This is a genomic window from Paenibacillus sp. FSL K6-4396, from assembly GCF_038002525.1.
Classification (GTDB): domain Bacteria; phylum Bacillota; class Bacilli; order Paenibacillales; family Paenibacillaceae; genus Paenibacillus; species Paenibacillus amylolyticus_B.
Map to the genome: position 1 here is coordinate 1,014,268 of NZ_JBBOCR010000001.1, position 25,615 is coordinate 1,039,882.

General features: G+C 46.1%; 19 protein-coding genes. 12 read left to right on the top strand and 7 right to left on the bottom strand.

Annotated features, from left to right (window positions below; genetic code table 11):
* The first annotated feature begins 89 nt into the window (after window positions 1–89).
* From MHB85_RS04520 to MHB85_RS04530, 3 genes are all read left to right on the top strand, one after another.
* A complete protein-coding gene (locus MHB85_RS04520) occupies window positions 90–1,658 on the top strand; it encodes a glycoside hydrolase family 30 protein (RefSeq protein ID WP_341074195.1) in 1,569 nt (522 codons plus the stop codon).
* A gap of 154 nt (window positions 1,659–1,812) precedes the next feature.
* Window positions 1,813–2,277 carry an acetyltransferase gene (locus MHB85_RS04525; RefSeq protein ID WP_373419830.1) on the top strand — a complete coding sequence of 155 codons (465 nt, stop codon included), beginning with the start codon at window positions 1,813–1,815 and terminating at the stop codon, window positions 2,275–2,277.
* Between the two features lie 46 nt (window positions 2,278–2,323).
* A complete protein-coding gene (locus tag MHB85_RS04530; RefSeq protein WP_341072461.1) occupies window positions 2,324–3,310 on the top strand; it encodes a WXG100 family type VII secretion target in 987 nt (328 codons plus the stop codon).
* Between the two features lie 264 nt (window positions 3,311–3,574).
* On the opposite strand, the gene MHB85_RS04535 is transcribed toward MHB85_RS04530, so the two are convergent.
* Window positions 3,575–4,363 (bottom strand): formate/nitrite transporter family protein, encoded by a 789-nt coding sequence (locus MHB85_RS04535; RefSeq protein WP_017690511.1) that lies wholly within the window; start codon window positions 4,361–4,363, stop codon window positions 3,575–3,577.
* Between the two features lie 386 nt (window positions 4,364–4,749).
* Between MHB85_RS04535 and MHB85_RS04540 the strand changes: the two genes are divergently transcribed.
* Together MHB85_RS04540 and MHB85_RS04545 are read left to right on the top strand one after the other, a co-directional pair.
* Window positions 4,750–7,131 carry an S-layer homology domain-containing protein gene (locus MHB85_RS04540; protein ID WP_179198499.1) on the top strand — a complete coding sequence of 794 codons (2,382 nt, stop codon included), beginning with the start codon at window positions 4,750–4,752 and terminating at the stop codon, window positions 7,129–7,131.
* A 31-nt stretch (window positions 7,132–7,162) separates the two neighbouring features.
* A complete protein-coding gene (locus MHB85_RS04545; protein ID WP_091015963.1) occupies window positions 7,163–11,506 on the top strand; it encodes an S-layer homology domain-containing protein in 4,344 nt (1,447 codons plus the stop codon).
* Window positions 11,507–11,603: 97 nt separating this feature from the next.
* Here the strand turns inward: MHB85_RS04545 and MHB85_RS04550 are convergent, their stop codons facing one another.
* The 4 genes from MHB85_RS04550 to MHB85_RS04565 all read right to left on the bottom strand — a co-directional run bounded on the left by MHB85_RS04550 (window position 11,604) and on the right by MHB85_RS04565 (window position 14,154).
* Entirely contained in the window at window positions 11,604–11,996 is a 393-nt protein-coding gene (locus tag MHB85_RS04550; RefSeq protein ID WP_091015962.1) for a hypothetical protein, read from the bottom strand.
* The gene (locus MHB85_RS04555; protein WP_143786513.1) at window positions 11,993–12,511 is read right to left on the bottom strand and encodes a hypothetical protein; all 519 of its coding nucleotides are present in this window, start codon (window positions 12,509–12,511) and stop codon (window positions 11,993–11,995) included. Before MHB85_RS04555 ends, MHB85_RS04550 begins: the two co-directional genes overlap by 4 nt.
* Before the next feature lie 12 nt (window positions 12,512–12,523).
* Complete coding sequence (locus tag MHB85_RS04560) at window positions 12,524–12,766, bottom strand: bacteriocin immunity protein (protein ID WP_091015960.1); 243 nt, start codon at window positions 12,764–12,766, stop codon at window positions 12,524–12,526.
* A gap of 398 nt (window positions 12,767–13,164) precedes the next feature.
* Window positions 13,165–14,154 carry a quinone oxidoreductase family protein gene (locus MHB85_RS04565; protein ID WP_091015958.1) on the bottom strand — a complete coding sequence of 330 codons (990 nt, stop codon included), beginning with the start codon at window positions 14,152–14,154 and terminating at the stop codon, window positions 13,165–13,167.
* Between the two features lie 196 nt (window positions 14,155–14,350).
* Between MHB85_RS04565 and MHB85_RS04570 the strand changes: the two genes are divergently transcribed.
* The 4 genes from MHB85_RS04570 (at window position 14,351) to MHB85_RS04585 (ending at window position 17,809) form a co-directional block, all read left to right on the top strand.
* On the top strand, window positions 14,351–15,196 hold the full coding sequence (locus MHB85_RS04570; protein WP_341072462.1) for a LysR family transcriptional regulator: 846 nt from the start codon (window positions 14,351–14,353) through the stop codon (window positions 15,194–15,196).
* 53 nt (window positions 15,197–15,249) lie between these two features.
* Entirely contained in the window at window positions 15,250–16,350 is a 1,101-nt protein-coding gene (locus MHB85_RS04575) for a threonine aldolase family protein (RefSeq protein WP_341072463.1), read from the top strand.
* A gap of 79 nt (window positions 16,351–16,429) precedes the next feature.
* The gene (locus tag MHB85_RS04580) at window positions 16,430–16,900 is read left to right on the top strand and encodes an SMI1/KNR4 family protein (protein ID WP_341072464.1); all 471 of its coding nucleotides are present in this window, start codon (window positions 16,430–16,432) and stop codon (window positions 16,898–16,900) included.
* A 30-nt stretch (window positions 16,901–16,930) separates the two neighbouring features.
* Complete coding sequence (locus MHB85_RS04585) at window positions 16,931–17,809, top strand: LysR family transcriptional regulator (protein ID WP_192132635.1); 879 nt, start codon at window positions 16,931–16,933, stop codon at window positions 17,807–17,809.
* Here the strand turns inward: MHB85_RS04585 and MHB85_RS04590 are convergent.
* Both MHB85_RS04590 and MHB85_RS04595 read right to left on the bottom strand, forming a co-directional pair.
* A complete protein-coding gene (locus MHB85_RS04590) occupies window positions 17,806–18,795 on the bottom strand; it encodes an aldo/keto reductase family protein (RefSeq protein ID WP_192132637.1) in 990 nt (329 codons plus the stop codon). The two genes, MHB85_RS04585 and MHB85_RS04590, sit on opposite strands and share 4 nt — an antisense overlap.
* 105 nt (window positions 18,796–18,900) lie before the next feature.
* Entirely contained in the window at window positions 18,901–19,935 is a 1,035-nt protein-coding gene (locus MHB85_RS04595; RefSeq protein ID WP_105601035.1) for a PocR ligand-binding domain-containing protein, read from the bottom strand.
* A gap of 305 nt (window positions 19,936–20,240) precedes the next feature.
* Between MHB85_RS04595 and MHB85_RS04600 the strand changes: the two genes are divergently transcribed.
* The 3 genes from MHB85_RS04600 (at window position 20,241) to MHB85_RS04610 (ending at window position 25,511) form a co-directional block, all read left to right on the top strand.
* Window positions 20,241–21,383: a glycerol dehydrogenase gene (locus MHB85_RS04600; protein ID WP_017690500.1), complete on the top strand. Its 1,143-nt coding sequence runs from the start codon at window positions 20,241–20,243 to the stop codon at window positions 21,381–21,383.
* The gene (dhaK, locus tag MHB85_RS04605) at window positions 21,383–23,152 is read left to right on the top strand and encodes a dihydroxyacetone kinase subunit DhaK (RefSeq protein ID WP_341072465.1); all 1,770 of its coding nucleotides are present in this window, start codon (window positions 21,383–21,385) and stop codon (window positions 23,150–23,152) included. Before MHB85_RS04600 ends, dhaK begins: the two co-directional genes overlap by 1 nt.
* A 232-nt stretch (window positions 23,153–23,384) precedes the next feature.
* Window positions 23,385–25,511, top strand: coding sequence for an alpha/beta hydrolase family protein (locus MHB85_RS04610; RefSeq protein WP_341072467.1), 2,127 nt, complete (start codon window positions 23,385–23,387; stop codon window positions 25,509–25,511).
* The last annotated feature ends 104 nt before the right edge of the window (window positions 25,512–25,615 follow it).

Consider the following 25,615-nt stretch of genomic DNA (forward strand, 5'->3'; position numbering starts at 1 on the left):
GCAGTTTGTTCTAATTCATATAGATTAGGAAATTGAGTCGTGGCCTAGTGGCCGCGGCTTTTTCCACAATGGAAGGAGAGTGAAGCGTGATGAACATAGGCTGGCGAGAGCATCCCAAACGATGGATGATCCTGTTAATCGCTGTTTGTTGTATCGTTGGAGGAATTTCGCTTATCCTCAACCGAAATGAACAATCCATTCCTCCACCGGTTGTGGACAAGCAGAGAGCGGCCGAAGTCTGGCTAACCACGGGAGATCAGCAAAATCTGCTTACACCACAGAAGCCCATTCCAATTACAGATCACCATGATGCAGACCCAAGTTCTTCAGTTTCTTCAACGCAGGAGTCAGACATTTCTTCGTCAGCGTTCACCATACGGATCGACCCGGACAAGACGTATCAGACCATGGATGGATTTGGCGCAGCGATGACAGGTTCGTCGACACATCTGATTAATCAGCTTCAAGATGAGAAGCAAGAGCAACTGCTGAAGGAACTGTTTACAACGGAAGGCTTGAACATGGATATGGTGCGTCATACGATTGGTGCCTCCGATTATTCGGTAGATGAATCAGGCGCTGCTTCAAGCTATACCTATGATGATATCGAATCCGGCACGGATTATGAGATGGAACACTTTTCGATCGATAAGGATCAGGAAGTTGTGAATATGTTGGAGCGTGCAGTTGGGTTGAAACCGGATCTTAAAGTGCTGGGCACACCGTGGACGGCCCCGGCCTGGATGAAGTACGGGGAAGAGAAGACCACTAACGGCTGGTATCTGGATTATAACAACCCCAAGGTATATGAAGCGTATGCGAGATATTTTGTGAAATATATCGAAGCTTATCAGGCAAAGGGCATTCCCATCTACGGGATGACGTTGCAAAATGAACCGGAGTTCACCTCGGATAAATATCCGAGTATGAGTATGGGCGCCGAAGAACAAGCGATGTTCATACGGGATTATCTCGGCCTGGCGCTACAGGATGCAGAACTGGACACACGAATCATCGCGTATGATCATAACTGGGATCAGGCGGTCGAATATACTGGCAAGGTGCTGGGTGATGAGCAGGCTGCTGCCCATGTCGATGGAACTGCTTTCCACTGTTATGCAGGTGATCCATCTGCCATGTCGGAAGTGCATGAGCGCTTCCCGGACAAAAATATCTATTTTACCGAATGTAGTGGTGGGGAGTGGAGTCCTGATTTTGGCGAGAATCTTAACTGGCAAATGTCCAATCTCATCATTGGTGCACCTCGCAACTGGGCGAAAAATGTGCTGCTCTGGAACATTGCACTTGATCGGCAAGGTGGACCCACGAACGGTGGCTGTGAGAACTGCCGTGGGGTTGTGACGATTGACCCGGAGCGTGATGAAATCACCAGAAATGTCGAGTATTATGCGTTAGGCCACATCAGCCGTTATGTGCGTCCGGGAGCTGTGAGAGTTGAATCCACGCAAGAACAGGGCAAGATCGAGAACGTAACCTTCCGCAATCCGGATGGAACGATGGTGCTGGTTGCAGCTAATACGGGTGAGGCAGAAGTTTCCTTTGATGTAGTCATGGGCGGAGATTCGTTTCAATATACACTGCCTTCCCAGTCGGCAGCAACCTTCCGTTGGAAGCCAAAAACGGGGGTAGAACGGTGACTCAAGATTGGAAATTATGGGTACAGATTGAATGATGGACATGGTAAAATAAACGTAGAGTTATTTCAAATATGATGTCTTAAACATGTCCGATCCCAGGATCGGGCTTTTACATAACCTTTTACTTTTAATAGAAAAGGAGAATACGTTGGACATGTTAGTCGTTGCATATCGGGAACAGGATCATGACAAGTTGGTTGGAATCTGGGAGAGTGCTGTGCGGGCAACCCATACGTTTTTGGAAGAGCATCACATTCAGTTCTACAAAAAAGTGGTGAGTGATGTGTTGCAACAAAAACAAGTTGAGATTTGGGAAGTGCTGAATACGAAGCAACAACCCGTGGGTTTTATTGGTGTGGATGATAACTTTATCGAGATGTTATTTGTAGATCCGAGCCAACACGGACAGGGTCTGGGACGTCTGCTAATAGACCATGCCTTCAAAATCAAAGGCCGTCACCTCAAGGTGGATGTTAATGAGCAGAATACTGGGGCAGCCCGATTCTATGAAAAGATGGGATTTGTACAGATGGGGCGGTCTGAATTGGATAGTTCCGGTAATCCGTTTCCGCTGTTACATCTGGAGATCAAACAGGAAGAGGCCGAGAGATTGCCGTAATGGATAGACCATGAGTTATAGATGACCAGGATGAGGAGTGTGCAGGATGACACAGATCAAGGTGACACCGGAACAACTGGAGACGGTCAGTGGGCAGTTCGCTCAGGCACATCAGCAATTATCGGGCTTCATGTCCACATTGGACGGCAAGATGAGTGTCATGCGCAGCAACTGGGATGGCATGGAGCGTGAGCGTTTTTATAACGATTATTCAACGGCTCAAGGCACGATGAAATCTGTTCTGGAACTGGTTCTGTCCATTCAGTCGGAGCTTAAGAAAATTGCCGAGCGTTTCCGCACGACAGATGAGGAGGCGGTGAGCCAGGCAATCATGACGGCGCTGACCGCAGCGCGGGCGCTATCAACCATGGGCAAAAATAAAGGCGATGATCTGGACAAAACGCCAGGTCCACCAAAGAACATGGATGAATGGGATGAGAAGGATGCCGAGAAATACCAGAACTATGAGGAAATGCTGAAGAAAGCCAAAGAGATGGGTGACGAAGAACTGGCGCAGCAGATTCAGGCCAGCATGAACATCATTCGGCTTCAGTATGAAGATGTAATCTATCAGACTGACCCCAACATGGGCAAGACGTTAAAAATAACCGAGGATTCCATCGTAGGTACGTATCAGGTGAAAAGCGACAAGGGCGAAACGACCACCATCAGTCTGGATAAACAGGGCAATGTGGTGGACTATACCAAAGATACGGAAAAGTATAAGTATTCGGAGCAAACGCACACCACCAGTCAAGGCGAGCATCTCTTTGGCAAAGCAGCACAAACGGCTACAGCCTACGGCATTGGTCTGCTGCTCACAAGCAAGACGGGCTCTGCCTTCACGGAACATGCGACAGGACTAGGTTCATCCTTCGTTGCGGACAAATTCCTGTTCTCCGTGCCGGAGGAAGGCGAGACACGTACGATGATCTACCGTACCAATAAGGATACGGGCAAAATGGAGAATATGATCGTGGTCACGCGTGGCGACAACGATATTGAATATACTCCGTGGCGGGATTACTTCTAAGCCACGGATGGGGTTGGCAAGCGGGCAACACAGGGCAACCTGGTTGCGGCCCGCTTGCCGACCCACCGCATGGAGCCATGTGGTTGTGTGACACATGGCTATGTGTGTGGAGGGCAGGCGGCTTATCCATGAGCCTGCCTATAGAGAAACACCCCGGCAACCTTCTCCCTGAGATGGGAAGGATGCCGGGGTGTTTTGGATTCTTCTTACCGATTAGCCACGGTCAACGGACCGGACTGTAAGGAGATCTTTTTTTGCCAGAGATTAATGTGTCTCTTCATCCAGAAACGGTTTGTTCACCGCATAATACATAAAGCCCATCAGCAGCACACCACCCACCAGATTACCCAAGGTTACGGGTACCAGGTTGTGAAGCACACCTTCAAATGAAATAGTCCCTGGGTGATTCAGCACAAGCGCAATAGCGAACGTACACATATTGGCAATGCTGTGCTCGTATCCCGAGATGAAGAAGCAGAACACAAAGAGCATCATGGCAAACATTTTGGCTCCATTCTCCTTCATGAACATCGGGACAAAGAACGCCATACATACGAGCCAGTTACACAAAATTCCCCGGAAAAAGAGCTGCATGGTTGGAACTTCCATCTTATGCTCCACCACGCTTAACAGAAAACCGTTCACCTGAGACGAGTCGAACAATCCCGTCAGGTAGATTAACAGGGCAAACACAGCTGCGCCCATCAGGTTACCGCTATAACTCGCAATCCATAGCTTGATCACTTCGAACCAGCGCAGTTTTTTGCGCAGCGCCGCATACGTGTAATAAAACGTATTGCCCGTGAACAGGTCACCCCCGCCATAGGCGATCAGAATGATGGCCGCGCCAAACGTAATGGCTGCCATCGGATAGGTAAACGGGGACTGCTCCATATAAAAGAAGTTACCTGTCTTAAACGCCACGATGACGCCGAATCCGATAAACATACTGGCCAGCATGGAGCGTGCAAGGTACCTGATTAAACTTTGTTTGTAAATCTTGTGTTTCTTCAGAGCTAGTTGTTCCACGTTGCGTAAAGCTTCCGTCTCCATAATTCTCCTCCAATATTTAAGTTGAATGATTGCATTAACTTACAAATCTCACCAAGTTCCTTTTATTATAACGATTTTTGAGATAGTAACACGCTTTTTCAGAAAAAGAATATCTTTAACCAATTTAATCTTATTTTGGATGTGAACTTATAATATGTGTTCATATTGTTTGCATTTTTTGAATAGTTATTTGCATATTTTTTTCGTTCCAAAATCCCGAAATTTATATAAAACAATCTGTGCCCATGTTAAGTGAAATGTGTATGGGTTACATCGATATAATCTTCTTTTATCTGGTTTTTTTACTAGTTGTTTTGTTCAGAATTTGTTCAGAGCATCTTGATAAAATTTGTGCGGAAAACGAAGTTTTATTGGGAGGAACAAATATGAATCAGGATTGGAAAAAAGTGTTGCTGACTTCACTGGTAGTAGGCATGCTGTGGGGAACTCAATTTGTCAACGCAGCAGAGCAAACCGGAGAAGCAACAGTCTCCGTATCATCGGTTTTTACAGATCAGAACGATATACGATCGTCCTCTCTTCAAGCAGTAAAGGAAGCAGTAGAGAAAGGGTTGATCTCGGGTTATCCAGATGGATCATTTCACCCGGACAAGCCTTTGACTCGGAGAGAAATGGCTGTGTTGTTGGCCAAAGCATCACAATTAGAGACTGATAAGACTTCCAACACTGGGCTTAACCATTCAGATTGGGCCACTCCTTATATTGAAGCAATCCGTCAAGAGGGATGGATGACCAGTGATGCAACAGGTAATTTCCGTGCTAACGATCCGATTCGTCGTGAAGAGCTTGCTTCCATTTTGGTAAGAGTTACAGGAACACAAGGAGCAAAGGGAGGCCAACAGCAGACGCTTGCAGATGAATCTACGATAAGTGGTTGGGCTAAAGAACAGGTACATACGGCGTTGAAACTGGGTTTATTGGATTCCAATGAGGGGAAATTCGAATCCAAGGCTTTGGTGGAGCGGCAAGATATAGCAAAAGTTCTCGTTGATGTTTTCCAGACGGGTGAGCGGACAGCCTTTTTGACTGCACTGGACGGAGATATTGCTTATGTGGATGGACGTCCATTTGTGATTAGTCAGGCATTGCAAAGAATTTTGAATGACGAGAACAAAGAAGCATTGCAGAACGCAGTAATTACTTATGATGCACGTACACGTAACCTGTCTGCCTTATCAGAAATCCAGATCACCCAAGCAGGCACGCTACAAAATTACGTGAAATTGAATATGGTCGGTACCTCCTATCAAGGTGTGGTCACAGTCTCTTCAAATCATGTTGCTCTCAAGGCTGATACCTTGTCCAAGGTTGTATTAAAGCCAGGCGTAAGTGCGATAACGATTGATGGAGATATCGATGCGGTAACCGTAGATACGACTGACAAAGTCACTGTTCTAGGAAGTGGAACGTGGAAGGAAGTTGTGCTAAAAGACGTGAAATCCATTATTCAATTACCGGCAAGTGTAAAAACAAATACAGTTATTCTTCCAAAAGGCGGCGTAACCTCACAGATCATTCGTAGTGCACCGCCACTAACCGCACCATCCAGCAATACCGTGGCAAGCAACTCCAATACTGGCTCAGGATCATTGACACCAACTCCTACACCGACTCCAGAACCTGAGCCGCCGGTTATTGTACCTCCGTCTCCTCAGAATAAACCGCCTGTTGTTCAGTCTAACATCTCTGACATGATGGTGGTTTTCGGACAAGGCATGCAAGAGGTTGATCTTGGAGCTGTATTTACTGATCCAGATGAGGATGAGCTAAACTATGAAATTACCGAAATCGATCATAACATCGCTACTGCGAATATTCAGCATTCAAAATTAAAAATTGTGGACGTTGCTATAGGGCAAACCACGGTTACGGTGAAAGCTGCAGATGGAAAAGGAGGAAGTGTATCGGCTACATTCATTTATTTGGTAAAACCGGCCTTTGTTCCACCACCATTCCCGCCTTTACCGCCTATCATCATCCCACAACCACCAATCAACCATGCTCCTGAAGTGGTAAAAACACTGCCAACTGTTGTGGTTGAATTGGGTACCGTGAGTAAGACAGTTGATTTGGCTGATGTGTTCGCTGATATGGATGGCGACATTCTATCGTATTCAGCGCAATCTTCTGATCCCGCTGTGGTAGAAGTGAGTGTACAAGGAGATATATTGACTTTAGATCTCAAGAACGTTAATGGTTCTGCCACCGTTAGCGTCAAGGCTACTGATCCCGCTGGTAAAGACGCTGAGACCACATTCACGGTTAAGGTGGAGGACCCGGATGCAGGGAAGGGCCTGTTTATTTCCGAGGTGGTCTGGGGAGAAGGCACTACTCAGGCTATCGAACTGTATAATCCAACGTCCAAACCAATTGAACTCAGTCACTTTGAGATTAAACGTAGTGATATAGACGATCCGATTACGTTTGCTTCTGGAACTATCATTGCACCTTATAAAACAATGGTCATTGCCGATGACTCCACAGATTTCCCGATCAATGAGGACGAAATCTATTATATGTCTTTTAATTTTGATATTGATCAACCCCAAGACATTACTTTGATACTCTATCAGATTAACGATGGGGAACCTATGGATACAGCCATCTTGAAGCCTGCGCAATCTTTAACAAGGACGTCAGGCAATGTTCATGGTGATGCAAATTATGACGGGGCACGATGGATCCAACAAGGAGAGAACTATTACAACGGTCTGGGTAACTACACATCCTCACCTTTGATTCCTTAATTTTGAATATCCCATATGAAGGAGAACATCTATGTCCAAAATAAGAAGGACTGTGCAGCTCGCTTTGATTGCGTTGCTTCTTTCCAACACTGTACCTGTATCTGCACAACATGATAAGTCGGAGGCGCAGACTATGTCTGTGTCTGACATATCCTCAGATGATAATAACAATAGCAAATTAAACGATGTTATGAATAGGGCCGTAACCATGGGGTTCATCAAAGGTGATCCGGATGGGAATGTTCGTGCAGCTGACCCAATCACCCGTCAGGAACTGGCAGTTGTTCTTGCTCAAGCTCTGGGTCTCACACTGGACAAGTCAGTCTCGGCATCTTTTACGGATGTGAAATCTACTAGTTGGTCAGCACCTTCGATTCAGGCGGTCAAGAAGGCGGGGATTTTACAAGGAGATGCAACAGGGCGTTTCCGTCCACAGGCCCAGATTACTGGACAGGAACTGGTGACAGTTCTGGTAAGAGCCACGGCTTTGGCTAAACAAGAAGTTCAGGGAGATTCTCTTCCCTCAGATTGGAAAGAAGCGAGTACATGGGCTGCTCCATATATTCGAACTGCTGAGAAGGCTGAAATTCTAAGCGAATATCAGGGACCTAATAAAGTTAAACAAGGGCTTGTTCGGGGCGAAGCCATAGGCATGTTGTTGTCGACCCTATTCCCGGAAAACCGCTTGTCTGTCATTCAGTCAATCGAAGGAAAGCAGATTCAGATCAACGGTGTTGTCTATCAGATTTCTGAACAAGTGGGGGGCCTTTTGAATAATCGCAATAAGGCTGTACTGGTTCAGGCTGGAATACGGTTTAAGAGTCAAAATCATACACTCACCGAGATCAACGGGTTGGAAATTAGAACGGGGGGTCAGGATGCAGCCCCGGGAAAAGCTGAATTTAGCGGGAATCTGCTATTGGATGGTGGAGACGCCATAATTCATGGGGATCTAACGACGAAGGCAGACTTTGTTTCAGTGGAAGGACTTACAGTCGAGGGCAAGCTGACGATTGCCCCCGAGGTCAAACATGACTTTTATGCCAAAAATATCAGTGTGAAACAGTCTGTCTTCGTTTATGGCGGTGACAGTAATACGGTTGTATTTGACAATTCCACTCTCAATAATGTGGATGTAGATAAAAGCGATGTACATGTGGCACTAACAGGGGATACCCGTACTCGAGAAGTCAACATTAGATCAGACAGTATGCTTGATATCGGGAAAACAGCTAATCTCCCGTTATTAAATATTCTCGAAGGTACAAGCAAAGTGGAGCTACAAGGAGCCGTTGATACGGTTCATATGAATACATCCAAGTCCCTGCAACTCAACGGTAACATCACTTTACAGCAACTCAATGTCGATGGGACAGGCGCTGTCAACATTAATGCATCAGGCTCCATTCAACAGCTTCAAGTGAATAACCCTTCCGCGCAGGTTAATGTGGCGGGCAATGTGAAAGTTTCGGAGATTTCTTTGGCTGCTGGAGTCTCGTCTTCAGTTGTAAGTGGAAATACAGGAACGTCATCTCCAAATCCGGTATCTCCTTCGTTAGGGGGAGCAAGTGGGGGGAGTGGAGGCGGAACATCTCCTGTTGTTGCCAATCGTGCTCCTGAACTACTCAAATCATTCGAAAGTCGCAAGTTTACGCGGAATGGACAAGGAGCAACGTTAAACCTAAACAACTATGTGACTGATCCGGATGGTGACTCGGTAACTTATACGATCAGTTCATCCAAACCTGCCGTTGCAAAGGTTATCCTGAATGGATCGCAATTGGATGTTGTTCCCTTGGAGGATGGCACGGCTACCATAACAGTAACTTCCAATGACGGTCGTGGTAAAAGGCTGAGATCCACATTCGAAGTCTACGTGAATAGACCTCCTCTTGCATCACCAATTCCTGATCAGGAATTGATAGCTGAGTCAGGTAGCAAGGATGTGGATCTCATGGTCTATGTTATGGATGATGTAAAGTATGAATCGGAGTTGCTATACAGTGTAACAAACAGTGTCCCGGAAATCGTGGACACTGAAATCGTGAAATCGAACTATGCTGAATCTGTATTGAGATTAACGCCTAAAAAGGCAGGGGAAGTTGTTCTTAAAATTAAGGTGGATGATGGACAAATTGCAGATGATGGCAGTACGGGAATTACTGAACTCGACATGAAAGTTGTTGTTCTGCCACCACTCAATCGCGCGCCTGTGGGGGAAGCTCCATCGAAAATAGAGGTATACCTGGGGGATGACATCCCTCTAGTAAAGTTGAACGAGGTATATACTGATCCAGACGGTGACCCTTTGACGTATACAGCGACTTCATCCAATCCAGACGGGGTAACAGTAGAGGAGAATGAGGGTGAACTGAAGTTAACATCACTTCAAAATGGGACGTATACGATATCATACACAGTGAATGACGGTAACGGAGGAATTACTACAGACTTCTTTGAAATCGATATTCTACTCGTTCCAAATCATAATCCGGTAGGAAATTCACCAGGATGGATTGAAGCATACCTGGGTTTCCTCACAGATCCTATCCCCTCGGTTGACTTAAATGATTATTATACAGATCCGGATGGTGACCCGCTCACATTCAGTGCATACTCCTCTAACCCTCACTTAATTGTCAAGGAGGAAGCGGGTGTACTGAACTTTACCGCTATAGAATTTGGAGAATACATCATTTATTATTCAGTTGAGGATGGAAAAGGTGGTCTCATTTCAACTGCATTTCAGATAAGGGTTAATCCTAAGCCGAATGCTTCTCCAGTGCTTACTCAGCATCTACCTGCTCAAACGGTGTTTGTAGGTAAGGAAGATGCGGTCATTAATCTCTCGGATTATTTTGATGATCCTGATGGAGATGCATTAGAGTTTAATACACCACTTGATTTCAATAATCTCCTGATCGCAGCGGTGGATATTCAAGAAAATAAGCTGATTATTCATCCAAGACAGGTTGGCAAATTTCAAGCTAACATCAAAGCAAAAGATATGTATGGAAAAGAAGCGTCAGCCTATATTGACATTGAAGTTCTTGAATCTGGGAATATCAGTTCAATTCCGGATCAAACGGTAACGTGGCCTTGGTCTGCTCTGAATCTTGATTTGACGTCGTACCTGATGAATTTTGATACAGCCACGTTAACGGTGGATGCTTCCTCAGCAGATACCAATTTTGCGACAGTCTCTGCCAATGGTTCACTGATAGCTGTTGCTCCAGTTGCTGAAGGAAATACGACAGTGACGTTAACGGTATATGACCAGAAAGGGCGTAGTGAACAAGCGTCCTTTGGCGTGACTATACAAGGAGAGCCTACTGGCCCTAACTTGGCCCCTGAGGTAGTAAGTAGCATTTACGAACAAGTATTGACACCTAATGTAACGAATGAGCGCACGTATGATCTGAGTCAACTATTCAGTGACCCCGATGGAGATGCGTTGCAATTCACGATAAGCAACAGCTCAAATGAAGCGGTGAATGCAAGCATTAATGGTAACCAGATTATACTAAAACCGGGAACAGGGAATGTAGTTGCTCCTTTAACGATAACAGCAAAGGATGGAAAAGGTGGACAGGTAGATTACACCTTCAACGTTCGCACTTCTTCTTTGGTTAACGGTGGAGTTATGCAGATCAACACGAAGTATGGTGTAATAGATCCTCTAACCCTTACAGCTTCCAATTGGTTCCCTGGGCAGACGAGTTTTAAAGTTTATAGCGGTACGCTGGATTCGACGTTTACAGGACCGGATACGATTAATACTTCCCAGATCCCTTTGAGTGTATCTCCGTTATTATTCTGGATTATAGGGGATGACGGTAGGGCCGTGGTCATTCAGGTAAACTCGAAAAATCAGGGCACCTCAGAGTTGTTCTTCTCTCAGTATGCAGATGCAGGGGACGGACGCAGTGTTGTTCAACTTTATTACACAGGTGACGGTGATCCGTCGCATAAAGCAACCGGATATCAGTTGGAAGTTCATCAGTGGATGAAAAAGACATCCACAATGAAAGTGACAACAAAAAACATATCTGATGTTACTTCAGGGTTACCTTATTTAAACATCAATTATACGTTCTACGACTTTTTCGATATAACGTCAGCTTGGTACTACAATGATGAATTGGAATTGTATAATCCGAATGAGTATAATGTCGTTGCGTTCGTTCTGAGAAAAGATGGACGAATCGTAGATGTCCTAGGTGATCCAACTTCGCATGATCAATTCATGCCTGCTGGCGGGACGTTTATTCGAAAACGGGGGATATATACAGGTTCACAACAGTTCTCATTAACCGGTGAATGGAATGAGTTTCCTAAAGGGACTCTACAGTACGTAGACAAACATACACCGTAGACTTGTATTTGCTACAATGATGTTCAGTTTAACAGATGGTACGTCCTAATAACGAAATGAAAATCCTCCATGCTCTGAAAGAGAGTATGGAGGATTTTCATTTAACCGGATACGGATACATGCAGGATCTAAGAATTTCGTTCTTCTGCTCCTCTGTTCGTTCACGCGGTGCCAATTCTTCTGTATATGAACGCCCCACCTTGGCGCGCATGAAACGTTCCGCATATTCGTTTGGACGAGAGTGAAGTTCTTTGGCGTACTCACCAAATGAGCTGACATCCCGTACCTTTTCCAACACACTGTTAAGTAGCGGACTGCCCGCATAGAGTAAGGAGGCCGTCTCTTCAGATTCAAACTTGAGGAACAGAATAGCTTTCTGTAGGGCGTTGATTTCACCTTGGGTGAGGTAAACAGCCTTCGTAGCATGCTCTCCTGATGCTTCTGCTTCTTCTGATGCTCCTGGTGAAAATGGTTCATGGTCCTGATTCATAGATCATCACTTCCTGTTATGGAATGCAGTTCTCGCTTGGCGGAATCGCCGAAATGCGGATGAGATTGAAGAGATTTTAGCGCAAGGACTGCGCCCGGAACATGTTTGTGAGCAGCAAGAATAGCAAAAGCTGCACCTTGAAGTAATATATAGGCATTCCCCGACAATACATCCTGGGCCAACGTAATCTCAGCTTCCGTAGCAGGTAACAAGGTCAGAGTCTGTAAAGCATAAATCTGTACATCCTCATCTTCTTCCGAGTCACGAACAAGTTGTGCGGCAGCATGACGAATTTCATCCAAAAGTGAGGAAGACTCGGCCATGCCCAAAGCTCGCCATGCTTCGATACGGATGAGATCCTCTTCATGTGTATCCGTACCGATAGATAGAACTTGATGTGTAAGTTGGCTATCAGTAAGTTCGATCAGATCACGAAGTGCCTGTATTTTTTCTTCTCCGCTGATTTCGTTAAAATCTGGGTGTCCATTGTTGTTATTATGATTTAAATCAGACATGTCAGACATATCCTACCGTTCACCTCCTGAAGAATATGAAGATGGGGGCGGAAGAATGATCGGACGAGCTGCCAACGCTTCCTCTACAATCTGTTCCGGCGTCAGGTCTCGATCATCCCAGTAAATCAGGTTACTGATCTCAGCGTGAGGCACCTGTTGTTGTAGCTCCGTCAACATGTCATCCAACTCGGCTTCCGTTCCTTCAGAGTCCATCAGTTTTCGAACCAATTCTACCAGATGCGATCGATTGTCCATATGTAATTACACCTCCTGAATAATTAATATCGTGAAACTACTATTCTTTCATGGGCTGATTCAGAGGATCATATATAATGAGCACCGGAAAAAATTTGGGCTCAAGCATCAGACTAATACGTTGTTCGTCTTGATCAGTATAAGAAATGATATAGTTCCCGAAATGAGACTCGTAGTTGAAGTCTTGGAATTGAAAGGAATGTTCGGGATACTTTATCTTCACATATAACGTAGTAACTCCTCGGGCTAAGGTTTCTTTTAACATAGGAATTTGGGCCAAAAGCATAATAGCGACCAGAAAAATTAATATACGTTTAGCGAGACGGGTCAAATGGATTCACCCCAATTATCGTAAATCAATTTTCAACAATTCATGAAGCTCCATCTCAAAACAGATGTCACTCCATACGTATAGCCAGATTACCAAACTGCTCGCCTTTTTCCATGCGTTCGAATGCCTTCGCTACATCCTGCAACGGATACATGCTATCGATTACAGGATGTATGTCATGCTGCTCCACCCATCGCAGCATCTGCACAAACTCCTCACGGCTGCCCATAGAGGTGCCGATCAGACTGATCTGCGGGAAGAAGATGGAGCGAATGGGTACGGTCAGATCATCCCCTGAGCTCGCACCGTACATCACGATACGTCCACCTGGTCTGATTATATCAAAATATTTTGGGAACATGGCTTGTCCGATGCTATCCAAGATGATGTCCACAGGTTCCAGATCGTTCTGCATACACCAATCGGCATGACTATCCAGTGCATGGGTAGCACCCAAGCGCAGCGCCTCATTTCTTTTGGCCTCACTTCTGGAGGTAACATTCACTTTGGCACCAGCAGCGACAGCCATGAGCAGGGCATAGGTCGCTACACCACCACCAATACCGGGAATGAGGATATGTTCACCTTGTTTCAGTTCACCGCGAGTGAACAAAGCACGGTAGGCCGTCAACGCCGAAAGGGACAGCACGCCTGCTTCCTCCCAAGATAGGTGGACTGGCTTAGGCAGGGCATTTTCAGCAGATAACGTGATATATTGAGCCAGCGTTCCATCCGTAGGACCACCAACAATATCGGGCACGATGGGCACGTTACTTGCAACTTCCCAACCGAGTGTAGGATGGATAATGACTTCATCTCCTATCGCGAACCCTCTTACACCTTCGCCAATCGCTACGATAATACCTGCTCCATCGGAACCGGGAATGAGCGGGGTGTCCTGGGTTCCGCGTCCTGCCATGATGAATAGATCCCGATGGTTGATACCAGCGGATTTTAATTGAATCTGCACTTCCCCGGCTTCTGGTACCCGAGATGTTGACTCTGTATATTGAAGACCTGCAAGGCCGCTCTGGCCTGAATGTACGATAGCTTTCATATTCAATATTCCTCCTGTCGATATAATCAGATTTCACTACTGAGCCTCATTGTACAGATGGTGCAGATTCACGTAAAATGAACAAAAATGATTGTCAGTATCATTGAAAATAATAGATAAACACTTTGCATGGATTAGATGATGAAGAATGCCGATATAACGACGAGCAGGTGATCAAGGTATGGATGCAGGTGATTTGAAAATATTTCAGGCGGTTGCCCGCGAAGGTAGTATCAGTAAAGCTGCACTCGCACTTAATTATGTACAATCCAATGTGACCACACGAATAAAACAGTTGGAGACACAGCTACAAGTACCGCTGTTTCATCGTTCCAATCGGGGGATGTCTCTTACACCAGCGGGCGAGAATCTGCTTGTGTATGCGGATAGAATTTTGCAATTATTATATGAAGCAGAGCTGGCCACACAAGTGGGTAACCCGCCGTCCGGCCTGCTTCGTCTGGGTGCCATTGAGACAGCAGCTTCCACTTTCCTCACGCCGCTCTTGGCTGAATACAGTTCATGCTACCCTGAGGTACACCATTCGCTTGTCACGGGTGGGACCCATGAGCTGAACCAGAAGGTCATTCAACATGAATTACATGGCGCTTTAATATATGGCCCAATCGATCATCCTGAGCTGAACTATATGAAGATGTATGACGAGGAATTGGTGTTGATCGCTGAACCTGGAGTGCATGAGATACACGCGTTATTGTCCAGGCCGATGTTGTTTTTTGAGATTGGATGCACTCATCGCACTCAGGCGGAATCCTTTTTGAAAGATCAGGGTATCCACACGCTTAACATCATGGAATATGGAACACTGGACACGATTCTGAATGGAGTATCTGCCGGGCTCGGTGTATCATTGCTGCCGCGGTCTTCAGTTACCAAAGCAGAATTAAGAGGTGAGATCTCAGTGATGTCTTTGCCAGATCCCTATTGCCGGTTGGAAGTAGGATTTGTGTATTCCCGTGGTGAACATATATCAAGTGCGCTAAGCGCTCTGGTTGAGATTATTACAGAACCAGAACTATAAGAGGTTGTTCAAAAGTCTGTTTATGAATATGCACTATAAAGGAGTGAGTGATCTTGAAAGAAACTGCGCTAACGTTGGGTGATGCATTTAATCAGGCAGATTTTATTGTAGGCGGTCATGGCAGTCGCCAAGTGAAGGTACTTCAGAACGTACTGGACCAGATGGATGGGGAGGTGTTCAGTGACCACTACGGCAACGGCTCCATCATCGAAGAATTTCAGCAACAGATGGCCGACGTTCTTGGCAAGGAATCGGCAGTGTTTTTCCCAAGCGGAACGATGGCACAGCAGATTGCATTACGGATCTGGTGTGACCGCAAAGGTGTAAAACGGGTAGCTTACCACCCTCTGTGTCATCTGGAAATCCATGAGGAAGACGGATTGAAAGAGTTACACCAGATTGAATCGATTTTGCTGGCGGACAAGGATCGGTTGATTCGTTTGCAAGATGTACAAGCGCTTGATCAGGACATTGCCTGCCTGCTGTTGGAACTGCCACAACGCGAGATTGGCGGGCAGTTGCCAGCGTATGAAGAGTTGGAAGCGATCTCGGCCTATTGCCGTGAACGCGGGATTAAGCTGCATATGGACGGGGCACGTCTGTTTGAGATTACTCCCTATTACGAGAAAACGCCTGCGGAGATTTGCAGTCTGTTTGATACGGTGTATGTGTCTTTTTACAAAGGAATCGGGGGCATTGCGGGGGCCATATTGGCCGGGGACACGGATGTGATGCAAGAGTCGAAAGTATGGAAACGGCGGCACGGCGGTGATCTGATCGGCCTGTATCCGTATATTCTGAGTTCCCAGTATTATTTCAATGAACGGATTGGCAAAATGGAGCTTTATTATGAGCAGGCTAAAGAACTGGCATCTCTATTGAATGCATGTCACGGGATACATACATTGCCCGAAGTCCCGGTATCCAATATGTTCCATGTACATCTTGCGCTCGGTGCTACCGAAGTTGAACCAATCCTTGTGCAAATGGCTCAGCGGTTTGGTATAGGAATGACTTCATATCTGAACAAGACGAGTGGGAACAGCTGTGCCTTTGAATTGTCTACGGGTGATCGTTATGAGAAACTTCCCCAGGATAAGCTGCGTGCAGCACTGGAATGGCTGGATCAAGAGTTGCGTACACAGGTGAGATAAGAAGTTAATCTTAATGCTCGACTGTATGGTAAGTTGTATGAGAGCGTTTCTTCAACACATGTCTAAGGAGGGAGTTCAAGTGAAGTCGATAGAATTAGAACCGATTCGTGATCTTTTGGTGAAGGCTTACGATACGACAATGGGAGAAGGGTGTACTCCTGAAACACAACAGAGCATTGAGGATTTTGAGCAAAAGCATAACGTGAGACTGCCCGCAGCGTATCGCGCGCTTTTGCTTGAATTCGGTGCATGTAATTTCGGCGATCCTGCCTTGTATTCGGTGAAAGAACTAAGCTGGGCTTATCCCGAGTTTCTGGAAGTCTACCGTGAAGTGGAGAAGGAGTACGAGCTTCCAGCGGATATCCAGCCGTTTCCCATTGGTGGATTTGGTGAAGGAAGTATGGCTATGTTGGATCAGACTTCGGGCAAGATCCTGATGTTGATCCACGATGCAGGAGATACACCAATTCGAGAGATTGCAGCAGACTTTAATGATTTAATGACGCAGCTGACGGAGTCCGCGATCTGGGTACAGGAACAGATGAATTAACAGGGAGACGGAAGGAAGCGCAACAGACCTATGGATATTCGTAAGTTAAGATATTTTATCACTGTGGCGGAGGAACTTCATTTTCACCGTGCAGCGGAAAAATTAAACATGACGCAACCACCCCTGAGCCAGCAGATTCAAAATCTGGAGGAAGAGCTTGGCGTAAAGTTATTGGAGCGCACGAGAAAAATGGTTCGTTTGACGCCAGCAGGTGCCATATTTCTGGAACAGGCCAGACTCATCATGGCCCAGCTCGAACGATCCATTCAGCTTACGCAAAAGGCAGATCAGGGCATCATTGGGCATATATCCGTAGCCTTCGTGGATTCCGCTTCGGGCGGGATCATGGTGGAGGTGCTTAGAAAATTTCGCACTGCGTATCCGCAGATTGAATTGACATTACGTGAGATGACTTCGTCCCAACAATTACAGGCATTGGAAGACGGACAGATCCATGTTGGATTTTTGAGATATCAGGAAGATAATCGTCATGTCTCGTTCCGTCCCTGTCAGATGGAAACGTTGATTGCCGTATTGCCAGATCATCACCCGATGGCTTCTCAGACTCAAGTTTCAATTCGAGAACTGGCGGATGAAGATTTTATTTTATTCCCAAGGCATCTGGGTTCTCCGTTCCATCGTCTCGTTCTGGATTATTGCAGGGAGCATGGTGTAGACCCTCGAATTACGCAGGAAGCGATCCAAATGTATACGATTGTGAATCTCGTTGCAGCGGGCATGGGTATTTCCATTGTTCCCTCCTCAGTGGATGTGTTCCAGCGAAAGGGTGTAGTCTTTCTTCCATTACAAGAAAATCCGCCCTCCGTACCGTTGTATACGGCATGGCGGACGGATATGAATCAGGAAGTGGTATCCCGTTTTATGAACTTTGTTGATGAATGTGTTTAACCCGTCTTGGCTGGATCACGCTCAATCCAAGGATTCAGTATTTCATCAATACGAGTCATGATCGCAGAGTCCAGTTTTACACCGGAGGCTTTTACATTTTCCAATACCTGCTCCGGTCGGGATGCACCGATAATGACGGAACTAACATACGTATGCTGTAGAACCCACGCCACAGCGAGTTGAGGAAGAGTTAGGCCAATCTCTTTAGCGAGCGGAACAAGCTGTTGCACAGCGGTAAGAACATCTTCGCGTAACCACTGTCCAGCCAGTTTATTGAAAAAGGGTGCTCCTGCCTCAGCAGCTGCACGTGATCCGGTGGGCAATGCTTCGTTAGGTGCATATTTGCCTGATAGTATACCCTGAGCCAGTGGAGACCATGTAATCTGTCCAAGTCCTGCTTGGTCGCTTGCAGGCACCACTTCTTGCTCAATCACACGCCATAACATTGAATATTGGGGCTGACTTGCAATGAAGGGGACGTGAAGTTCCCGCGCCAAAGCGGCTCCTCTTGCAATCTGATCCGCGTTCCATTCACTCACCCCGATGTAATGAACCTTGCCCTGACGCACCAGATCGGAGAATGCCAGAAACGTCTCTTCCAGCGGAGTGTTGTAATCATAACGGTGAGCGTAATAGACATCGATATAATCAGTCTGTAGCCGCCGTAATGAACCATTGCAGGCTTCCATGATGTGCTTACGTGAAAGTCCGCGGTCATTATGACCTGTGCCGGTTGGGTGACAGACTTTGGTGCACAGTTCAATACTCTCTCTTCGTATATCCTTAAGTGCTTGTCCCAGTACGGTTTCTGCCTTGGTATTGGAGTACACGTCTGCGGTATCAAATGTGGTAATACCTGTCTCCAATGCCGTTCGCACACAAGCTTCTGCTATTCCATCCTCGACTTGCGCTCCATGCGTAATCCAGTTGCCGAGTGAAATCTCACTGACGGTTAATCCACTGTTTCCTAATTTACGATATTCCATTCATGTCGCCTCCCTAAGTCATCTGGACTCCATTGTAACAATGGCAGATTAATAGGTGAAATATCTTTTAACCTCATCTTTGATACGAAAAAAGTATCAGTGAATCTACATTTTCTCCTGGAGGTATTTACGATAGAGAGCAGGCGTAATTTCCTCGAACTTTTTGAATATTTTGATAAAATATCCCGATTCATTGAATCCCAGCTCGTCACTGATCTGTGAGACAGGCATGTCGGTGACCTCCAGCAATTGCTTGGCCCACTTAATCTTGAGTTTTGCAAGGTAGGTTGTGAAGTTCTCACCCGTTTCCTTGGCAAACAGTCTGCTGAAATAACTCGGACTCAGGTGGCATAGATCAGCCATATGTTTGAGCGAAACCTGTTCGCTTTTGTGACTGTGAATGTATTCAAAAGCAGGCTGAAGCACCGGACTGGAGCTTTCCGCATCACTTGGGCTGTTCTTGAGATAGGCATCTGCAATCGCATTGGTCATCTCTTTTTTGATCGACTCGATATTGCGAATGGAGTACCCAGGCAGAATGGTGGAGAGGTTTAACGACTCCTGATTGCCTGAAGCTTTCTCGAACATTTCCACTAACAGATTTTTGTTGAGTGCTTCTTCCACAATGTAGTTGCAGAGCAGGGATAACATGTTGGAGATTTTCACAATCTCTTCATAGGTCATGACAGGCAGCTGGGCGTAATCGTCCTTTAATTCCTCCAGCTTGGCTGCATGCATGGGTACGTTTTTGGACGTGACAATTTGCTCCAAGTCGCTACCCTTTTCGGGGTCGGCGAGTTTCACTTGTCCTGCCATGACAGCGCCGATATATTTGCCATCAATTGTGATCGGAATCGCGATATCTATAATATTGAAATGGCATAAATACACATAAGGCTCGTTCAATCGAACGGCTTCCAGACCACCGCGTGAATCACATTTTTGGCAGTAGGGGAGAAGCTCCGGGTCTTTACGCACATTCTGGCAGAAAGCCTGACAGCTGCTATGACTGGTTACGGGAATGCCTTTATAATCAACGGTGAGGATCGCCAGTTTGGTTACTGTTGCGAGAGAATCTTGTAGACGCTTCCATTTATTAAGGTCGAGAATTTTATTGATATGCAGATATTCTTTGATCATTGGTGCAACCTCCATAGGCTAACCTGATTCATAATTTAGGCCGTTAAAAGTTAGCAAGTTGTACATATTAAGATGTAATGATGACGGGTAATGTATAATGGGAGGTCAAAATTCAACCATCTCATGACAATAACATACCATGATTGCGCTAAAAAGCAAAAAATTACGATTGTAAATTATAATAATTTGTTATCAAAGTCCACTGTAAACCTGCCGCTCATGCGTTATATTAAGGTCAATTGTAAGAAATTAAAATTTGATGTAATCACTACACGATTTCATATCCTTAGGAGGCATATAATATTATGAGAAAAGCATTTATCAGCCCAACTAAATATGTACAAGGCGAAGACGAGTTGTTGAACCTGGGGTACTTTGTTAAATCCTTCGGAGAATCGGCCTTGCTGATTGCACATCCGGATGATGTACAGCGTGTCAAAGCAAAGCTGGATGCAACAGCAGAGAAATTTAATATTACGTTTGTTGAAAGCGGTTTTAAAGGGGAATGTTCCCGTGAGGAAGTTGCTCGTCTGCAAGCGATCGCGAAGGAAAAAGGATGTGACTCTACCATCGGTCTTGGTGGCGGTAAAGCGATCGATGCTGCGAAATGTGTAGCTGAAGGCGAAGCACTGATCATCTGCCCAACGATTGCGGCAACAGACGCACCGACAAGTCACTCGGCTGTATTGTACACACCGGATGGTTCTTTCGATGACTATGCTTACTTCAAACAAAGCCCAAGTGTGGTACTCGTTGATACAACGGTAATTGCTAATGCACCAACACGTTTCCTCGTATCCGGTATGGGAGATGCGCTCTCTACATACTTCGAAGCAAGAGCAACAGCGAAATCCTATTCCCGTGTAAACGCAAGTCTGCCAATGGGTTCCCGCGAAGGATACACACCATCTGCAGTAGGTACAAATGCTGCACTTGCACTGGCAAAACTGTGTTATGAAATGCTGCTGACTGACGGTGCAAAAGCAAAAGTAGCGAGCGACAGTAACGTTGTGACACAAGCGCTGGAAAACATCGTTGAGACCAACATTCTGTTGTCAGGTCTTGGATTCGAAAGTGGCGGTCTGGCCGCAGCACATGCGATCCACAACGGTTTGACTGTTCTGGAAGGCACACATCATTTCTTCCACGGTGAAAAAGTATCCTTCGGTACGATTGCACAACTTGTACTCGAAAATGCACCAACTGAAGAGCTGCATGAAGTCATGGACTTCTGTCTCGAAGTGGGACTGCCGATCAGCTTGGCGGATATCGGTGTAGATACAATTAGTCAGGAAGAACTGTTGAAAGTGGCAGAGATCGCTTGTATTCCGGAAGAATCCATTCACGCCATGCCGTTCCCAATCACTGTTCCTGAAGTGGCTGCTGCCATAGCAGCGGCTGACCGCATGGGTCGTGAGTACAAAGCAGCTCGCCGGGAGGTAAAATAATGAAGAAAATTATTAACCAGGCCGAACATGTTGTTATGGAAATGTGCAACGGGATTGCGCTTGCACACCCGGAGCTTGAATTTCTGAAAAAATATAAAGTCATCAAACGCAGAGAGATCCAGGCTGATAAAGTCAGCCTGATCAGTGGCGGCGGCAGTGGACATGAACCGGCTCACGCAGGTTATGTGGGTAAAGGGATGCTGGATGCAGCCGTATGTGGAGATGTGTTCGCATCCCCTTCCCAAATCCAGGTATACCAAGCGATCAAGGCAACAGCCAGCAATAAGGGAACACTTTTGATCATCAAGAACTACAGCGGCGACATGATGAACTTCAAGAATGCAGCGCATCTGGCTGAAGAAGATGGCATCGACGTACAATATGTGCGTGTTGAGGATGACATCGCTGTACAAGACAGCTTGTATACCGTCGGACGTCGTGGTGTTGCCGGCACTGTACTGGTTCACAAGATTGCCGGAGCAGCAGCGGAAGAAGGCCGCAGTCTGGCAGATGTGAAATCCGTTGCCGAGAAAGCAGCTCAGAACGTGCGCAGTATTGGTTTTGGATTCACATCCTGTACCGTACCCGCCAAAGGCACGCCTACATTCGAAATTGCTGAAGATGAGATGGAATTCGGCGTAGGGATTCATGGTGAGCCAGGGATTCGCCGGGAGAAAATCGTATCGGCTGATGAATTGGCAGGACGTATGGTCGAAGCGTTGCTCGCAGATATGAAGCTGGATAAGGATGCATCCGCTGAGATTGCGGTGCTCGTGAATGGTTTTGGTGCAACACCACTGCAAGAACTTTACCTGCTCAACAATTCAGTTCAGCGTGAACTTGCAGGACATGCAGGTCTGAAGGTCGCTACTACGTTTGTGGGCAACTACATGACAAGTATCGATATGGCGGGTGCATCGGTTACGATCCTGAAACTGGATGATGAACTAAAAACGCTGTTGTTCAAGGAAAGTGATACACCTGCATTTAAAGTATCCGGCCCTCCAGTAGCACAAGTGGCGTATTCTGAAGCGCTGGAGGCTGTTGTGGGTGAAGACGCTCCCGTATCTTACGAAGTGGAGACGGATGCATCAGCTGCGGTAATCAAAGGCAATCAATTTTCACTGGACAATGTCGTCTACCTGATCGATAAAATGGGTGAGATCATCATCAAGAACGAAGTACCGTTCTGTGAACTGGATTCCCATGCCGGTGATGGCGATTTTGGTATGAGTGTGGCAAAAGGCTTCCGCCAGTTGAAACGCGAATGGAACCACATCATTAACGAAGATAAAAAAGACATCGGATCGTTCCTGGATGCATGTTCCTTGGTCATCATGGAATATTGTGGCGGCGCATCCGGCCCGATCTGGGGTTCGGCATTCCGTGCAGCTGGCAAAGCTGTAGGGGATAAACAGCAATTAAACGTTGCTGAATTCGCTGAGATGATCCATGCAGCCGTGCAAGGGATTCAGTCTACTGGAGAGCGTTCCTTCGGACGTGGCGCCGTTGTAGGTGATAAAACCTTGATCGATGCACTCGTTCCGTGTGCCGATTCCTGGACACAAAGTGCGGAGTCTGGAGATGACTTCAAAACAGCATTTGCCAAAGGTGCAGCAGCAGCCGTTGAAGGTGCGAAGAAAACCGAAGACATCGTAGCACGTATGGGACGTGCAGGTGCCGTCGGCGATCGTAGTCTGGGCTACCCGGATGCAGGCGCGTATGCGCTGGGTGTTATTTTCACAGAGCTGTCCGAGTCGATGAAATAAGATTGGTTTCAATCATCCAAAATTCAATATGATATGCAGTGATTGACACAGGTAACGGCGCCGGATGTCCGGCGTCTTTATGTGTGCCTTTTTTAGGCCATATTAAGTCAATTTTTACATGTTATCATTTACATCAATGGGTATATCTTATTTTTTCACGCATATGTTCATTTATTTATCTAACATTTTATATTTATTAAAGGAGTTTTCTATGAGAACAGTCACATCATTCTTGAAAAAACCGCAGGGGTTGCTGGTTTTATCACTAGTTCTGGTTATTTTCGGTAGCTTGTTTGCCGGAATGTTCAATACGTCCTTCTATTCCGTGAAGGTCAAAGAGATCAAATTCCAAGCTGAGCACGGAACACTGTCAGGCCTGCTCTACATGCCTAAAGGCGCGGGTGCAGATGACAAACGTCCAGTTATTATTACAACTCACGGGTATCTGAATACCAAAGAAATTCAGGATGCACCTGCCATTGAAATGTCACGACGCGGTTACATCGTGCTTGCACTGGACATGTACGACCATGGCGATTCTCGCTGGAGTGCAGATATTCCTGTGAAGGACCTGTTTGGCACGTTCTGGATCTACTCGCAATTTGATGCCGCCAAATATATCTATGAGCAGGACTTCACCAAAAAAGATGAGCAAGGCAATGCCTATGTCGCAGTTAGCGGTCATTCCATGGGTGGGTTCTCAACATTGCTATCCATGTACATGGATGAGATGAGTTCCCTGCAAACCGGATACCGCATGATCTATACAGGTATCTCCGTTGGTTCGGATTTCTCCTACGCCGCAGCTGTTGCACCTCAAGATCAGCTTCAAGCAGCATATGGCAGCCGGACTGTAGGCATGATTGCAGGTAAGTATGACGAATTCTTCTTCAACAAATCAGATGAAGAAAAAACAGCGGCAGAGAAAGAAGTGCAAGGTACCGTAACTCGTAAGGACTTTGCTGCAACTGCTTCGGGTAAAGCTTTCCTTGGACTTAAGCCAGATGTGCCAAAAGGCGAGACGGACCAATTTAAAGAAGTAACATCCGGTGATCTAACCGTGGATGGTAAGGTGGTACGTGCTTCTCAGACGGGTGAACACATTATGTATACACCGAATCAAACACACCCATGGAACCATTTCTCGGGAACAACGACCGGTCATTTGATCGACTTTTACACGCATGCATTCAATGGTGTGACCTCACCCAACCAGACAAATGTGAATCTGGATTCCGGTAATCAGATCTGGTGGGCTAAGGAAGCCTTAAATTTTGTCGCTCTGATCGGGTTCTTCCTGATGATTGTTCCGCTGATTACGTTGCTGCTCAGACTTCCGTTCTTGCGTAACGCGGCAACAGGTGAGATTGCAACCGTGTCCGCAGCGGTCAATGGGAAACAAAAAACAATGTATTGGCTCGCTATTGCATTCAGCACATTGATCCCAGCAATCTTGTTCCCTACCTTAATGGATAAAGAGGAGAGCGGACTGAATGTACTCCGCATCATTGCTCTGATTTTGCTGATCGTAAGTGTGCTTGGTGCCATTATTGGATTCGTCGTGGCTGGAAGCAAAAGAAACAACTATTCCGCAAGCCGTCGGGTAAACAATATTGCGGTGGGCAGTGTGCTTCTCGCGATCGTATCTCTGGTAATGTGGGTCATCTTCAACTATGCAGATAAGATTTTGGTTACAAGTTCGTATTTCAATGAACCAACAACAAATCAGATTGTGTACTGGGCGTTGGTATCGGCCTTAATTATGATCCTGGTAACCTTTGCATTCCACTATTTCTCTAAAAAGGATGCTGGAACTCGTTTCAGCGATTATGGTATCAGCCTGAACCCTGTTACGATAATTGCCAGCTTGGTAACTGCAGTACTTGCGGTAGTTATTGGGTACTCATTGTTATTCATAGTACAGGCGATCTTCGGAACAGATTTCCGAATCTGGACGTTTGCGGTCCGTACGTTTGAGAGTGAACACTTCATTACCGCATTGCGTTATACCCCGTTTTTCCTGATATATTACTTTGTCAGCGCGGTTGCCCTGAATGCCAATACACGTGGCAAACGCGGGGGCATGTTCCTGGCCATGGTACTGAATGTTGGCGGGTTGGTGCTGTGGTTGCTAGTGCAATACGGCAAAGACTTTATGACAGGTGTGGCGTTGTATCCAGGTCAGGCATTGAATGGCATTTTGCTCTTTGCACTGGTGCCTTGTCTCATCATCGCTGCCGTGTATGCACGCAAATTGTTTGAAAAAACGAATAACGTATGGCTTGCCGCATTTGTGAACACATTATTGTTCACCATGGTTACGGTGGCAAATACCGCACTGTTTTGGAATTTGGTTTAATGTGAAAAAGATATGGAATGCACCTAGGATTACACTTGACCACTCCGATTGCAGACCATACTTGATTTAGACACTCAGGAACTACACAGACAGAAAACCTTTCG